Source organism: Brevundimonas sp. M1A4_2e (assembly GCF_053345555.1).
In genome coordinates this window covers 160096-173278 of sequence record NZ_JBKFAI010000001.1, presented here as the reverse complement: position 1 = coordinate 173278, position 13183 = coordinate 160096, and the positions used below count along the sequence as shown (strand labels likewise).

General features: G+C 66.1%; 12 protein-coding genes. 1 reads left to right on the top strand and 11 read right to left on the bottom strand.

The window, feature by feature from the left end; all coding sequences use genetic code 11:
• Window positions 1-84 precede the first annotated feature (84 nt).
• The 7 genes from rpsB to ACLBV5_RS00815 all read right to left on the bottom strand — a co-directional run bounded on the left by rpsB (window position 85) and on the right by ACLBV5_RS00815 (window position 9016).
• Window positions 85-966: a 30S ribosomal protein S2 gene (gene rpsB / locus ACLBV5_RS00845; protein WP_025977370.1), complete on the bottom strand. Its 882-nt coding sequence runs from the start codon at window positions 964-966 to the stop codon at window positions 85-87.
• A gap of 228 nt (window positions 967-1194) precedes the next feature.
• Window positions 1195-1560, bottom strand: a complete 366-nt coding sequence (locus ACLBV5_RS00840) for a GFA family protein (protein WP_313632862.1) — start codon at window positions 1558-1560, stop codon at window positions 1195-1197.
• Window positions 1560-5015 carry a DNA polymerase III subunit alpha gene (gene dnaE / locus ACLBV5_RS00835; protein ID WP_447604547.1) on the bottom strand — a complete coding sequence of 1152 codons (3456 nt, stop codon included), beginning with the start codon at window positions 5013-5015 and terminating at the stop codon, window positions 1560-1562. The genes ACLBV5_RS00840 and dnaE overlap by 1 nt, the downstream gene beginning before the upstream one ends.
• 311 nt (window positions 5016-5326) lie before the next feature.
• A complete protein-coding gene (locus ACLBV5_RS00830) occupies window positions 5327-6070 on the bottom strand; it encodes an ABC transporter ATP-binding protein (RefSeq protein ID WP_303683054.1) in 744 nt (247 codons plus the stop codon).
• Window positions 6063-7376: a lipoprotein-releasing ABC transporter permease subunit gene (locus tag ACLBV5_RS00825; protein ID WP_447604546.1), complete on the bottom strand. Its 1314-nt coding sequence runs from the start codon at window positions 7374-7376 to the stop codon at window positions 6063-6065. The genes ACLBV5_RS00830 and ACLBV5_RS00825 overlap by 8 nt, the downstream gene beginning before the upstream one ends.
• Window positions 7373-8689 carry a proline--tRNA ligase gene (gene proS, locus ACLBV5_RS00820; protein WP_447604545.1) on the bottom strand — a complete coding sequence of 439 codons (1317 nt, stop codon included), beginning with the start codon at window positions 8687-8689 and terminating at the stop codon, window positions 7373-7375. Before proS ends, ACLBV5_RS00825 begins: the two co-directional genes overlap by 4 nt.
• Window positions 8690-8749: 60 nt before the next feature.
• Window positions 8750-9016, bottom strand: coding sequence for a DUF1467 family protein (locus ACLBV5_RS00815; protein ID WP_025977376.1), 267 nt, complete (start codon window positions 9014-9016; stop codon window positions 8750-8752).
• 74 nt (window positions 9017-9090) lie between these two features.
• Between ACLBV5_RS00815 and ACLBV5_RS00810 the strand changes: the two genes are divergently transcribed.
• A complete protein-coding gene (locus ACLBV5_RS00810; protein WP_447604544.1) occupies window positions 9091-9444 on the top strand; it encodes a 5-carboxymethyl-2-hydroxymuconate Delta-isomerase in 354 nt (117 codons plus the stop codon).
• 174 nt (window positions 9445-9618) lie between these two features.
• Here ACLBV5_RS00810 and ACLBV5_RS00805 read toward each other — a convergent pair whose 3' ends face one another.
• Genes ACLBV5_RS00805 through ACLBV5_RS00790 form a run of 4 tightly spaced genes read right to left on the bottom strand, consistent with a single transcriptional unit; the run spans window position 9619 to window position 13177 of the window.
• Window positions 9619-9957 (bottom strand): DUF3088 family protein, encoded by a 339-nt coding sequence (locus ACLBV5_RS00805; protein ID WP_447604543.1) that lies wholly within the window; start codon window positions 9955-9957, stop codon window positions 9619-9621.
• Window positions 9957-11633, bottom strand: coding sequence for a ribonuclease J (locus ACLBV5_RS00800; protein ID WP_447604542.1), 1677 nt, complete (start codon window positions 11631-11633; stop codon window positions 9957-9959). Before ACLBV5_RS00800 ends, ACLBV5_RS00805 begins: the two co-directional genes overlap by 1 nt.
• Before the next feature lie 6 nt (window positions 11634-11639).
• Window positions 11640-12434, bottom strand: a complete 795-nt coding sequence (locus ACLBV5_RS00795) for a type III pantothenate kinase (RefSeq protein WP_035302244.1) — start codon at window positions 12432-12434, stop codon at window positions 11640-11642.
• Window positions 12431-13177, bottom strand: coding sequence for a biotin--[acetyl-CoA-carboxylase] ligase (locus ACLBV5_RS00790; RefSeq protein ID WP_447604541.1), 747 nt, complete (start codon window positions 13175-13177; stop codon window positions 12431-12433). Before ACLBV5_RS00790 ends, ACLBV5_RS00795 begins: the two co-directional genes overlap by 4 nt.
• Window positions 13178-13183 lie beyond the last annotated feature (6 nt).

Here is a 13183-nt window from a genome sequence, read left to right as displayed (position 1 = left end):
AAATGGGCGGCCGGACTGTTTTAGCCCGGCCGCATGTCAAGTTGACGTCGGTCCAGCGCGCTGGCGGCGCCGGAACGTCAGTCCTTAGCCTTCGACCTTCTCGGCCTCGGCGGCTTCGACCGCAGGGGTCTCGACGGCAGCGGCCTCGGCGGCGACCATCTCTTCAGCCACGCCTTCCGTGCCGGCCGGAGCCGGGTCGGCGGCCACGGGAGCCGAGGCTTCGCGCAGCATCGGCTCAACCGGAGCTTCCGAAGCGCCCAGGTCGATGCCTTGGGCGACGGCGCCGGCGGCCAGGCCGTCCAGAACGGCGTCGGCGATCAGGTCGCAGTAGGTCTGGATGGCGCGGGCGGCGTCATCGTTGCCCGGCACCGGATAGGTGATGCCGTCCGGGTCCGAGTTGGTGTCCAGGATGGCGATGATCGGGATGTTCAGCTTGCGGGCTTCCTGGATCGCGATCGATTCCTTGTTGGTGTCGATCACGAACATGATGTCCGGCACCGAACCCATGTCCTTGATGCCGCCCAGCGACAGTTCCAGACGGTCCTTCTCGCGCTGCAGGGTCAGCAGTTCCTTCTTGTTCCGGCCCTCGCCGGTTTGAAGGATGGTTTCCAGTTCGCGCAGGCGCTGGATCGAGTTCGAGACGGTGCGCCAGTTGGTCAGGGTGCCGCCCAGCCAGCGGTTGTTCATGTAGTATTGGGCGCAGCGCGTGGCGGCCTGCGCGACCGGGTCGGCGGCCTGACGCTTGGTGCCGACGAACAGAACGCGACCGCCCTTGGCGGCCACGTCGCGCACGGCGACCAGAGCCTGGTGCAGCAGCGGCATCGTCTGCGACAGATCGATGATGTGGATGTTCGAGCGCGAGCCGAAGATGTAGCGGTCCATCTTCGGGTTCCAGCGGTGCGTCTGGTGACCGAAGTGAGCGCCGGCTTCCAGCAGGGTACGCATCGAGAATTCAGGCAGAGCCATGATCGTGTTTTCCTTTTTCCGATCAAACCTAGCGCGGGCGGTTAAAAGGATCGGCTGATCCCTCGGAACGGTGCAGGCCGGGATGTCTCCCCGAACCACGCCACGCCCACGTGCGAAGTGCGCCGCGCATATAGGCGAAAGGCCTGAAAAACACAAGCGGCCGAACAAGATGGCCGCATCAGCCGTCGCGGGCCCTACGTCACCCCGCGAGCCGACGCTTGGGCCGGATCAGAAGCGGCGGCCGTCCACGCGCTGCGCCGTCCAGTCCCACGGCTCGATATCGGTCAGGGTGCGGATATTGATCGCGGCCACCTCGGCTCCGTCCGGCCCCACGCCGTAGCCGAACGGCTGCACCCCGCAGGTCTTGCAGAAGCGATGATCGATCTTGTGCTGATTGAAGAAGTAGGATGTCGTTTCACCCTCTCCCTTCGTCAGGCGGAACGCCGAGCGCGGCGCGAACGCCAGAACGAATCCCTTGCGGTAGCAATGGGAGCAGTTGCATTCGATCAGTCCATCCAGACCGACATCGACTTCATAGGCGACCGCGCCGCAGTGGCAGGACCCGGCATGGGTCTTCACGCTCGTCTCGCTCATCATGCATCCTCCAGCATCACCACCCCCGGCGCCGACTTCAACGCGCCGCGCAGCGCCGCGTCCAGCCGGTAACGGCCCGGCAGTTTGATCTCGACCTCCGTTCGGCCGCCCAATGTCGCCTGCAGCCAGACCTCGCCGCCTTTGCCCTGCGCCCGCGCCCGGTCCAACCGCGCCTTCAACGCCTCGGCATCGGCCGACTGCGCCGACAGGATGACGCGCAAACCGATCTGGGCGTCGTCCAGCAATACGTCCATGCGGCTGGCGTCATCGCCGAAGAAACGCACCTCCCCGTCCGCCGCCTTGGCCCGCACCCTGACCAGAACCGACGTGCCGACCTCCAGAACCTCCCGGCAGCGCCGCAGTTGCTCCGGCGGGAACAGGCATTCGAACTCGCCCGTCGGATCAGAGAAGGTGACGAAGGCGAACTTCTCGCCGGTGCGGGCGCTGGCCCGTTCCTGACGGCGACGCACCACGCCGGCCATCTGAAACGCCTCGTGCCCCGCCTCGGCCAGCCCCTGCGCCTCGGCGACGAAGGTCACGCGCTTGCGTTTCAGCGCCGGCGTCAGCTCCTCCAGCGGGTGGCCCGACAGATAGAAGCCGACGGCGTAGAGTTCCTGATCCAGCTTGTCCGGGCCGGCCCATTGTTCGACGCTCTTCAGCCGTGGACGCGCGGCCCCCGCCTGATCGGCGCCGAACAGGCTGACCTGGGCCGAGGCGCGTTCAGCCGCCACGCTCTGGCAATAGGCGATCAGGACGTCAGCCTGTTCGAACAACTGACGGCGGTTCGGATGAATGCTGTCGAACGCGCCCGCCCGCGCCAGCCCTTCCAGCGCGCGCTTGTTGACGGCCTTGGGATCGACCCGCTCCAGGAAATCAAAAATGTCGGCGAACGGTCCGCCCGTCTCGCGCACCTCGACCACATGGCGCATCGCCTCAAGCCCGACGTTGCGGATGGCGCCGAGCGCATACAGCACGCTGCCCTGCCCGTTCTTCCAAGACACGTCGAAGTCAGCGGAGGAGCGGTTGATGTCGGGCGCCAGCACCGGGACCTCGAACCGGCGGCAGTCCTGATAGAAGACCGCCAGCTTGTCCGTGTTCGACAGGTCCAGGCTCATGGAGGCGGCGAAGAATTCGACCGGGTGATTGGCCTTCAGCCAGCCCGTCTGGAACGAGATCAGCGCATAGGCTGCGGCGTGCGACTTGTTGAAGCCATAGCCAGCGAACTTGGCCACCAGGTCGAAGATGGAGCCAGACTGCGCCTCCGGCACCCCCTTCTCGGACGCGCCTTTCACGAAGCGGAGGCGCTGGAAGTCCATCTCCTCCTTCTTCTTCTTGCCCATGGCGCGCCGCAGCAGGTCGGCCTCGCCCAGGCTGTAGCCGGCCAGGATCTGGGCGATCTTCATCACCTGTTCCTGATAGATGATGACGCCGTAGGTCTCGGTCAGCACCTCCTTCAGGCTGGGGTGCAGATAATCGACCTCGGCCCGGCCGAACTTCCGGTCGATATAGGTGTCGATCATCTCCATCGGCCCCGGCCGGTAGAGGGAGATCAGGGCGGTGATTTCGTCGATCGAACCGCAGCGCATCTTGCGCAGGGTGTCGCGCATGCCCTGGGATTCCAGCTGGAACACCCCGACGGTCTGACCCGAGGCCATCAGCTCATAGGTCTTGGGATCGTCCAGCGGCAGCAGGCCCCAATCCTGAGCCGCGCCGCGCCGTTCCAGATAGCCCTTGGCGCGGTCCAGAACCGTCAGGGTCTTCAGGCCCAGGAAGTCGAACTTCACCAGGCCCGCCGGCTCGACCCACTTCATGTTGAACTGGCTGGCCGGGATGGTGGAGCGCGGGTCCTGGTACAGAGGCACCAGTTCCGTCAGCGGCCGGTCGCCGATGACGATGCCGGCCGCGTGGGTCGAGGCGTTGCGGTACAGCCCCTCAAGTTCCAGCGCCGTCTCCAGCAGCGCCTTGACTGAAGCTTCGGCGTCGCGCGCCTCGCGCAGGCGCGGCTCCAGGTCGATGGCCTGGGCCAGGGTCACGGGGTTGGCCGGGTTGGCCGGAACCATCTTGGCCAGACGGTCCACCTGGCCCAGCGGCATCTGCAGCACCCGCCCCACGTCGCGCAGCACGGCGCGCGCCTGCAGGGTGCCGAAGGTGATGATCTGGGCCACCCGGTCCTTGCCGTAACGGTCCTGAACGTAGTCGATGACCTCTTCGCGCCGCTCCTGACAGAAGTCGATGTCGAAGTCGGGCATCGACACGCGTTCCGGGTTCAGGAAACGCTCGAACAGCAGACCAAACCGCAAGGGATCCAGGTCGGTGATGGTCAGCGACCAGGCCACCAGGGAGCCGGCCCCCGAACCCCGCCCGGGCCCGACCGGGATGTCATGCAGCTTGGCCCATTTGATGAAGTCGGCAACGATCAGGAAGTAGCCGGGGAACCCCATCTGCTGGATGATCCCCACCTCCCACTCGAGACGGTCCCAATAGTCCTGCTCGGGCGCATAAGCCTTATTCTTCTCCAGCCGCGCCTTCAGCCCCTCGCGCGCCTGGTGGGCCAGTTCGTCAGCCTCGGAACGGCCCGCCCCGGTGTCGAAGCGCGGCAGGATCGGCTTGTGCGTCTTAACCAGGAAGGCGCAACGACGGGCGATATGAATGGTGTTGTCGCAGGCCTCGGGCAAATCCGCGAACAACTCGCGCATCGCCTCCGCCGACTTGAACCAGTGCTCGCCGGTGACGCGGCGGCGATCCTCCTGGCCGGTGAAGGCGCCGTCGGAGATGCATAGCAAGGCGTCGTGCGACTTCGCCTGCGCCGCCTTGGCGTAATAGACGTCGTTGGTCGCAACCAACGGGACATCGTGGGCGTAAGCCCACTCGACCAGCCCGCCCTCGGCCGCCGTCTCGCTGTCCAGGCCGTGGCGCTGAAGCTCGACATAGAAGCGATCGCCGAAGACCCGCTTCATCTCAGCCAGGGCGGCGGCGGCCTCCACCGGTTTCTTCTGCACGAACAGAGGGTCGACGGGACCGTCAGGGCCGCCGGACAGCAGGATGAGCCCTTCGGACTTATCCACAACCTGCCCCCAGGGCACCCCCGGCTCGGCCATTTCGCCTGCGTCGAGGTAGGCGGCGGATGACAGGGCGCACAGGTTGAGCCAGCCTTGCTCGTTCTGCGCGATTAAAACGATCGTCGGCGTCTTGGCCCAGCGCTGGGCCGACTGTCCGCCGATGTCGAGAACAGGCAGGGCGCAGGCGACGATCGGTTGGACGCCGGCTTCCTTTGTCGTCTGGCTGAACTCAAGCGCGCCGAACAGGTTGGCCCGGTCCGCAACCCCAACCGCCGGCATGCCCGCCTCTGCGGCCATCTTGCCGATCTTGCTCGCCTTGATCGCCCCTTCCAGAAGCGAATAGGCGCTGCGGACCCGCAGGTGGACAAAGCCCTGACTGTTCACCGCATCCGCCAATCGAAAACTCCGCATCGCAGCGTCGCTTAGACGACGCTTCTTCATCATGCAGGGAGTCGCCCCTCAACGGGGCGCGGTCATGTCACCAAAAAGGCCGCCTGCCAGACCATCCAGACGAAGCCGCCGCAGGACGCAAGCGACAGAAGATCCCTCACCCAACGCGCCATTGATTTTATCCCCAGATCAGATGTTGCCCTTTTGTTCTATGTTGCTCATTTGTTCTCGTCAACCTTCAATCCGCGAGGAAGGCGACCTGGGTCATGCCGCCCCATCGGACGAGGGCTTAAGCCTGCGAACAGGCTTGTCGCCTCCTAATAGGCCTGACTTTCGGCGGCGCGCTGCACCAGATGGCCGTCCTTCAGCGCGAAGACGCGGTCCATATGACCAGCCAGTTCCATGTTGTGCGTGGCGATCAAAGCCGCGACGCCCGTGGTCTTCGCCAGTTCGCGCAAGGCCTCGAACACCGCCTGACTGGTGGTTGGGTCCAGGTTGCCGGTCGGCTCGTCCGCCAACAGCAGACGCGGACTGTTGGCCAGGGCGCGGGCGATGGCCACGCGTTGTTGTTCGCCGCCCGACAGTTGCGCCGGCTGGTGGGTAATCCGCTGGCCAAGGCCGAGCGCGGTCAGCTGCTCGGTCGCGCGGCGACGCGCCTCCCCTTCCCGCACGCCTGCAATACGCATCGGCAGGGCGACGTTGTCCAGAGCGTCGAACTCCGGCAGCAAATGGTGGAACTGATAGACAAAACCGATGCGATGCAAGCGAAGGCGGGTGCGCGCCCGCTCGTCCAGCCCGCCGACATCCTCGCCGTCGATCAGCACCTGACCGCTGGTCGGCCGCTCCAGCAGGCCCGCCGCGTGCAGCAGGCTGGACTTGCCCGAGCCGGACGGTCCGATCAGGCCGACGACCTCGCCCGGCATGACCTCCAGATCGACGCCCTTGAGCACCGTCAGCCCGCCCTGCGCCGTCGGATAGGTGCGCGTGACCCCGCGCAGCGACAGGATGGCGCCGTTCGTCTCAGGGGCGACGACGGGCTTCTTCTTCAACAGCCTATTCAAAGCGCAGAGCCTCCACCGGATCGATGCGCGACGCATTCCACGACGGGGGCAAGCTGGCCAGGCAGCTCATGAGGAAGGAGAATACGGTCACACCGACCACGTCCCACAGATCAACCTTGGCCGGGACGGAATCGAGCATATAGACTTCGGCGTTGAACAGCTGGACGCCCAGCAGTCCCTCCAGAAAATGCTGGATCGCGCCGATGTTCCAGCAGAACAGCAGTCCCAGCACCAGGCCCGCAATCGTGCCGCCGATGCCGATGGCCGCGCCTGAGACGAAGAAGATGCGCAGGATGGACGACTGGCTCGCCCCCACGGTCCGCAGGATGGCGATGTCGCGCGTCTTGTTCTTCACCAGCATGACGATGCCACTGATGATGTTCATGGCGGCGATGGCGACCACCATGCCCAGGATGATGCTCATGGCCGTGCGCTCGACCTGAAGCGCGCCCCAGATCGCGGCCTGACGGTTGCGCCAGTCGGTCACGACGTTGCCCGCCCCGGCCGCGCGCTGCACCGGCGTCAGCAGGTTCTCGACCTTGTCCGGCTCGGCAACCTTCATCTCGATGATGTCCCAGACCCCATCCTTGCCGAAGAAGAGCTGAGCCTGCTCCAACGGCATGAAGATGAAGGCCCGGTCGTAATCGGCCGCACCCGACGTATAGACGCCGCCGACGATATAGGTCTTCTCCAGCCCGCCCAGATTGCCGAAGGCGCTGTCGGCGCCGGTCGGCGAATATAGCGAGATGGGATCGCCTTCGCGCAGGCCCGCTTCTGCGGCCAGGGTCTTGCCGATCAGGACGTGATCGCCCCCGTATTCGCCTTTGCCAAACCGCTCGCGCGCCTCGGGGCTCAGGCTTTCAAACACGAACTTCATCGAGGCCAGGTCTTGAGACCTCACCCCGCGAACCATGCCGCCGGTCGCCAGATTGCCCGCGCGGAACATGGCGGGACTTTCGGTCAGAGGCGTCACCGATACGACGCCCGGCACGTCGGCGATCCGCTTCAACGCCGCGTCGCGGTCAGGCGCATAGAGCAACGGCCCCTGCACGTACATATGGCCGTTGAACGACAGGATGCGGTCCATCAGCGTGCCGCGAAAGCCCGCCATGATGCTCATGACGCTGATCAACACGGCGACAGCCAGCATGATGCCGATGAAGCTGATCATGGCGATCAGCGCCACCCCGCCCTGTTTGCGCTTGGCGCGCAGATAGCGGAGGGCCAGCCCGATCTCCCAGCTGGAGAAGGGGCCGGACCCTTTCGATGCGGGCGGCGGAGCGGAAGCCGTCGCGGCGTCGGTCATTTCGTAAGCAGCTCCAGAGCGGCGTCCAGCGACAGGCTCTGCTTCTCGCCGGTGGCGCGGCGCTTCAGTTCGACCAAGCCCTCGGCCAGGCCCTTGGGTCCGATGGTCAGCTGCCACGGCACGCCGATCAGGTCGGCGGTAGCGAACTTGCCGCCCGGACGCTCGTCCGTGTCGTCGTAGAGGACGTCCTTGCCCGCCGCTTCCAGCTTGGCCACGGCCTCTTCGCACGCGGCCGAGACGGCCTCGTCGCTGGCGCGCAGGTTGATCACCACCACGTCGAACGGGGCGACCGCGTCCGGCCAGATGATGCCGCCAGCGTCGTGGCTGGCCTCGATGATGGCGCCCAGCAGGCGCGAGACGCCGACGCCGTAGCTGCCCATGTGGACCGGCGCGTCCTTGCCGTCCGGCCCCTGGACGTTGGCCTTCATCGCCGCCGAATATTTGGTGCCGAAGTAGAAGATGTGGCCGACCTCGATGCCGCGCGCCGACAGGCGGTCGCGCTCGGCGGTCTGGGCCTCGAACTGGGCCGCGTCGTGCATCTCCTCGGTCGCGGCGTAGAGGGCCGTGCGCTCGGTGAACACGCCTTCCAATTGCTCGACGCTGAGGTCGTGCCCCGGCGGCGCCATCTCGACCAGCTTGCGGTCGCAGAAGACTTCGCTCTCGCCCGTCTCGGCCAGGACGATGAACTCGTGGCTCAGGTCGCCGCCGATCGGGCCGGTGTCGGCGCGCATCGGCACAGCCTTCAGGCCCAGACGGGCGAAGCTGTTCAGATAGGCGGCGAACATCCGCTTGTAGGCGATGCGGGCGGACGCCTCGTCGATGTCGAAGGAATAGGCGTCCTTCATCAGGAACTCACGGCCGCGCATGACGCCGAAGCGCGGACGGCGCTCGTCCCGGAACTTCCACTGGATGTGGAAGAGGTTCAGCGGCAGGGATTTGTACGACTTCACGAAGCCGCGGAAGATGTCGGTGACCATCTCCTCATTGGTCGGCCCGTACAGCAGCTCGCGCTCGTGGCGGTCGGTGATGCGCAGCATCTCCGGGCCATAGGCGTCGTAGCGGCCGCTCTCGCGCCACAGGTCGGCCAGTTGCAGCGTCGGCATCAGCAGCTCGACAGCGCCGGCCTTGACCTGTTCCTCGCGCACGATGTTTTCGATCTTGCGCAGCACCCGCAGGCCCAGCGGCAGCCAGGCGTAGATGCCGGCGGCCTCCTGCTTGATCATGCCCGCGCGCAGCATCAGCTGATGCGACACGATCTGGGCGTCGGAAGGGGCTTCTTTCAGGATCGGCAGGAAGTAGCGCGACAGGCGCATGGGAGGATTCTCGGCAAATTCAGTCAGGCCCGAGGTTTAACCGGGCAAGGGGGACGAAAGCTAGAGCGCGTTCGCGTGGGTGATGTCGGGGATTGGGGTCCAGCCGACCCAGACGAAGGCGACGATCACCAGCCAGACGATGATCGACACCCAGGTCGTGGTGATGAACTTCTTTTTCAGGTTCGGATTCTTCGGCGCGCCCCACTGGGTGCCGTCCGTCGGCGGATCCTTGACCTGATCAGACATCCCCAGCGGCAGGATGGCGAACAACACGATCCACCACACCGTCAGGAAAGTGGCGACCAGGGTGAAGGGGCCAAGGGGCATCGTCTCAAAAGTCCGTTCATCGCAATCATCGTCGCGGGGCGATAGGGAGGGGCTCCGCAACTAGGACGCCCTGAATGCCACAGATTACGCTGGAACACTCCACCCATTTCGACGCGACCGACTGGCGCGCCCTGGCGCTGGAGATCCATCGCCTCTGTGTCGAGGTGGTCGACGCCACCCTGCCCGCCTGCAAGACGCGCATCGTGCGCTGCGAAAACCTGATCATCGCCGACGGCGCGCCGGAACAGGCCATGGTCCACTGCGACCTGCGCATCCTCAGCGGCCGCACGCAGGAGCAGAAGACCGCCCTGGGCGAAGCGGTGCAAGCCGCCCTGCTGGCCGGCGTCGCGCCCTATGACGGCCCGCGCCAGATCTCGGTCGAGATCGGTAATCTGGACCGCGACAACTATCGCAAGGTCACGCTTTAAACCCTCTCCCGGTGGGAGAGGGCTTGAGCTTCGGAAAGCCGAAGGCGATCCGCCAAGCGAAAGGGTGAGGGTTCCGCAATCGGCCGTTCAGGCGACGGCTTACGCCGACTTCAGCCGGGGACCCTCATCCGGCCCTTTGGGCCACCTTCTCCCATCGGGAGAAGGATTCGCTGCTTACGGATGCGGCCGCCCGATGCCGTAACGCGCGGCCCAATACGGCAGCATGTCGTCGTCCTGCAGGAAGCGCGCGCCCGTTTCCTCGCTGACCTGAGCGTCCGGCCAATCGAACTCGCCGTCCAGCACCAGAACCGGGCAGCTCTGGTTCGCCTCCCCGACCTCGGCGATCACGGCCGGGCGCGGGCGCGGGTGATCCAGATAGGTCACGGTCAGGTGCTCGCGCAGGCGCGGATACAGGCCCAACACGCCTTCGATCCGCGCGCCGGGCGGACAGAACCACGGCCCGCCCTGATCGTCGAACCAATCCGGGTTCAGTAGATACAGCCGATCCGCCATCAGAGCCTCAGCACCACGGTTTCGACGATCGGACGACGGTCCCAGATCTGCTGACTGGCCTTCTTCAGGGTGCGGCTGACGGCCTGTTCGATGACCATTTCGTCTTGCAGCGCCTCGCCCTTCAGACCGCGCACCGTGTTCTCGACGCGCTCGGCCATGTCGTCCAGCACGTCGCCCAGCGGACGGTCCGCGTCGCCCGGCAGGCCGATGCCGCGCACGTCGATGTCGCTGGCGATGCGGCCGCGCTTATCCAGGGCGAAGCTGACGATCAGGATGCCGTTGTTGGCCGCGTGCCTGCGCTCGCGCAGGGCCTCGCCGCCCTCCTCGACCAGCATGCCGCCGTCGACGAACAGACGGCCCGAGGGCACTTCATCGATAATGGCCGCGGGTCCAGGCGCCAGGCGCACCATGTCGCCGTTGCGCGGCGTCACCGTCTCGGGCACCTGCATGTCCTTGGTTAGGTTGCCGTGCTCGATCAGGTGGCGGCGCATGCCGTGGGTCGGCACGGCGATCTGCGGCCGGGCCCACTGATACATCTGACGCAGTTCGTCGCGGCACGGGTGGCCCGAGACGTGGATGCCGGGGTGATCCTTTTCGGTGTAGATGCGCACTCCGCGCTCGGCCATCTTGTCCTGCAGCCGGCCGATGGCCAGTTCGTTGCCGGGGATGACGCGCGACGAAAAGATGCAGTGATCCCCCTGCCCCAGCTTGATGAAGGGATGCGTCCCTTCGGCCACGCGCGACAGAGCCGCACGCGCCTCGCCCTGGCTGCCGGTGCACAGGTACAGGATCTCGTCCGCCGGCCAGACTCTGGCTTCCTGTTCGGACAGGAAGGGCTTGAGGTCGCTCAACATGCCGACCGACTTGGCGGCGGCGGTGATCCGGTGCATCGAGCGACCGGCCAGAGCCACGCGGCGTCCGGCGGCCTCTGCCGCGCGGATCACGCTGTCCATGCGCGCGACGTTGGAGGCGAAGCAGCCCACCGCCACTCGGCCCTTCAGGCCCTGGATCAGCTCGGCCAGCTTGACCTTTACGTCACCCTCGGAGCCTGCGACGCCGTCGACGAAGACGTTGGTGGAGTCGCACACCATGGCCAGGACGCCCTCGTCGCCCAGCTTCTGGATGAAGTCGACGTCGGTGCGCTCGCCCACGACCGGATCGTTGTCGATCTTCCAGTCGCCGGTGTGCAGCACCGTGCCCAGCGGGGTCTTGATGGCCAGGCCGTTCGGCTCGGCGATCGAGTGGGTGATGGTGACATAGGTCACCTCGAACGGGCCCAGGTTCACCGTCGAACCCAGCGGCGCCTCGATCAGTTCGACATCTTCATAGATGCCCGCGTCGCGCAGCTTCTCGCGGATCAGGAAGGCGGTGAAGGGCGTGGCGTACAGCGGCGCCTGGATACGCGGCCACAGCCAGCCCAAGGCCCCGATGTGATCCTCGTGCGCGTGCGTCAGCACGATGCCGAGGATATTCTCGCCTTCCAGGAAGGTCGGATCGGGCACGATCACGTCCACGCCCGGCGTGGACTGGTCACCAAAGGTCACGCCCACGTCGACGATGATCCATTTGCGATCATGCGCCGGGCCGAAGCCATAGGCGTTCAGGTTCATTCCGACCTCGTTCGAGCCGCCCAGCGGCAGGAAGACGAGTTCGTCGTTTTGATTTTTCTTAGTCATACGGCCTTACAGATGGGAGTTCCGCCGCCAGATTTCGAGTAGGCCGCGGATGGTCAGGTCCGGATCGAACCGGTCGATAGAGTCAGTTGCGCCCTCGAACAGTGAGGCGACGCCGCCGGTGCCGATCACCGTCATGGGCTTGCCCCACTCGGCCTTGATGCGGTCCACCAGCCCTTCGATCAGGGCGATATAGCCCCAGAAGACGCCCGATTGCATGGAGGTGACGGTGTCGCGCCCGATGACGGTCTCGGGACGTTGAATGGCGATGCGCGGCAGCTTGGCCGCCGCCTCATGCAGGGCCTGCAGCGACAGATTGATGCCCGGCGCGATCAACCCGCCCTCAAAGGCGCCCCCGCCCTTGCCGTTGGCGCCGGAGACGACGTCGAACGTGGTCGCCGTGCCGCTGTCGATCAGCAGCAGGTCGCCCTCATAGGCCTGCAGCGCGCCGATGGCGTTGACCAGGCGGTCGGCCCCGGCCTCGCTGGGCTTATGGATGCGCACCTCGATGCCCAGCTCGACGTTCTCGCCGATCACCAGGGGTTCGACGCTGAGATAGCGACGCGCCAGGTTGCGCAGGTTGAAGATCGACTGCGGCACCACGCTGGAGATGATGCAGCCGTCCATGTCGGCCATCGTCAGGCCCTGACCGCGCATCTCGAACAGCTGATGCAGCCAGACGGCGTATTCATCGGCCGTGCGCATAGGATCGGTAGCGGTGCGCCATTGGAAGATCCACTCCTGACCGTCATGGACGGCGAACAGGGTGTTGGTGTTGCCTTGCTCGATCGCCAGCAGCATCAGGCGGCCTCTCCGAAGAAGACGTCGCCCGCAGAGATCACTCGCAGGCTTCCGTCCGGCAATTTCAGACGCAGAGCGCCGTCGGCCTCGACGCCGTCGGCGGTCCCGGTCAGGGTTTCATGGCTCAGCCGCGCCGTGCACGGTCCGAACAGACCCGGCGTCCGCGCCACCCAGGCGTCCAGCACCGGCTGAAAGCCCAACCGCGTCCAGCATTCCAGCCAGGCGTCAAAGGTTTCGGCCAGCGCCCTCGCCCCCTCCTCCATCGACGGGGCGGCGGCCACGTCATGACGCAGATGCTCGGCGATGCAGGTGGTCGGGCGCTCGGTCCCCTCGGGCGCATGGGACAGGTTCACGCCGATGCCTACGGCCAGCCACAGGCCGCCGGAAGGGGCAGGACCGGATTCGATCAGTATGCCGGACGACTTATGCCCGTCCAGCAGCACGTCATTGGGCCATTTGATGCTGACCAGCGCGGGCGGAACATAACGATCCAGCAGGTCGGCCACGGCCAGCGCGGCGGCGAAGGTCAATTGCGCCGCCTCGGCCGGCGAGCGGTTCAGCGTCAGCAACAGGGTCGTGGCCAGGTTGCCGTCCCGGCTATCCCAAGCCCGGCCGCGGCGGCCCCGCCCGGCGGTCTGACGCCGGGCCGCGATCCACAGCGGCCCGGCCTCGCCCGCCTCGGCGCGACGACGCGCCTCGGCGTTGGTGGAGTCGGTTTCTTCGAGGATCAGGACCGGAGCCGCCAAGGCCCC

Coding starts and splice junctions, on each gene's coding strand:
- rpsB (WP_025977370.1), bottom strand. CDS start 966: ATGGCTCTGCCTGAATTCTCGATGCGTACCCTGCTGGAAGCCGGCGCT.
- ACLBV5_RS00840 (WP_313632862.1), bottom strand. CDS start 1,560: ATGAGCGAGACGAGCGTGAAGACCCATGCCGGGTCCTGCCACTGCGGC.
- ACLBV5_RS00825 (WP_447604546.1), bottom strand. CDS start 7,376: ATGACCGACGCCGCGACGGCTTCCGCTCCGCCGCCCGCATCGAAAGGG.
- proS (WP_447604545.1), bottom strand. CDS start 8,689: ATGCGCCTGTCGCGCTACTTCCTGCCGATCCTGAAAGAAGCCCCTTCC.
- ACLBV5_RS00815 (WP_025977376.1), bottom strand. CDS start 9,016: ATGCCCCTTGGCCCCTTCACCCTGGTCGCCACTTTCCTGACGGTGTGG.
- ACLBV5_RS00810 (WP_447604544.1), top strand. CDS start 9,091: ATGCCACAGATTACGCTGGAACACTCCACCCATTTCGACGCGACCGAC.
- ACLBV5_RS00805 (WP_447604543.1), bottom strand. CDS start 9,957: ATGGCGGATCGGCTGTATCTACTGAACCCGGATTGGTTCGACGATCAG.
- ACLBV5_RS00800 (WP_447604542.1), bottom strand. CDS start 11,633: ATGACTAAGAAAAATCAAAACGACGAACTCGTCTTCCTGCCGCTGGGC.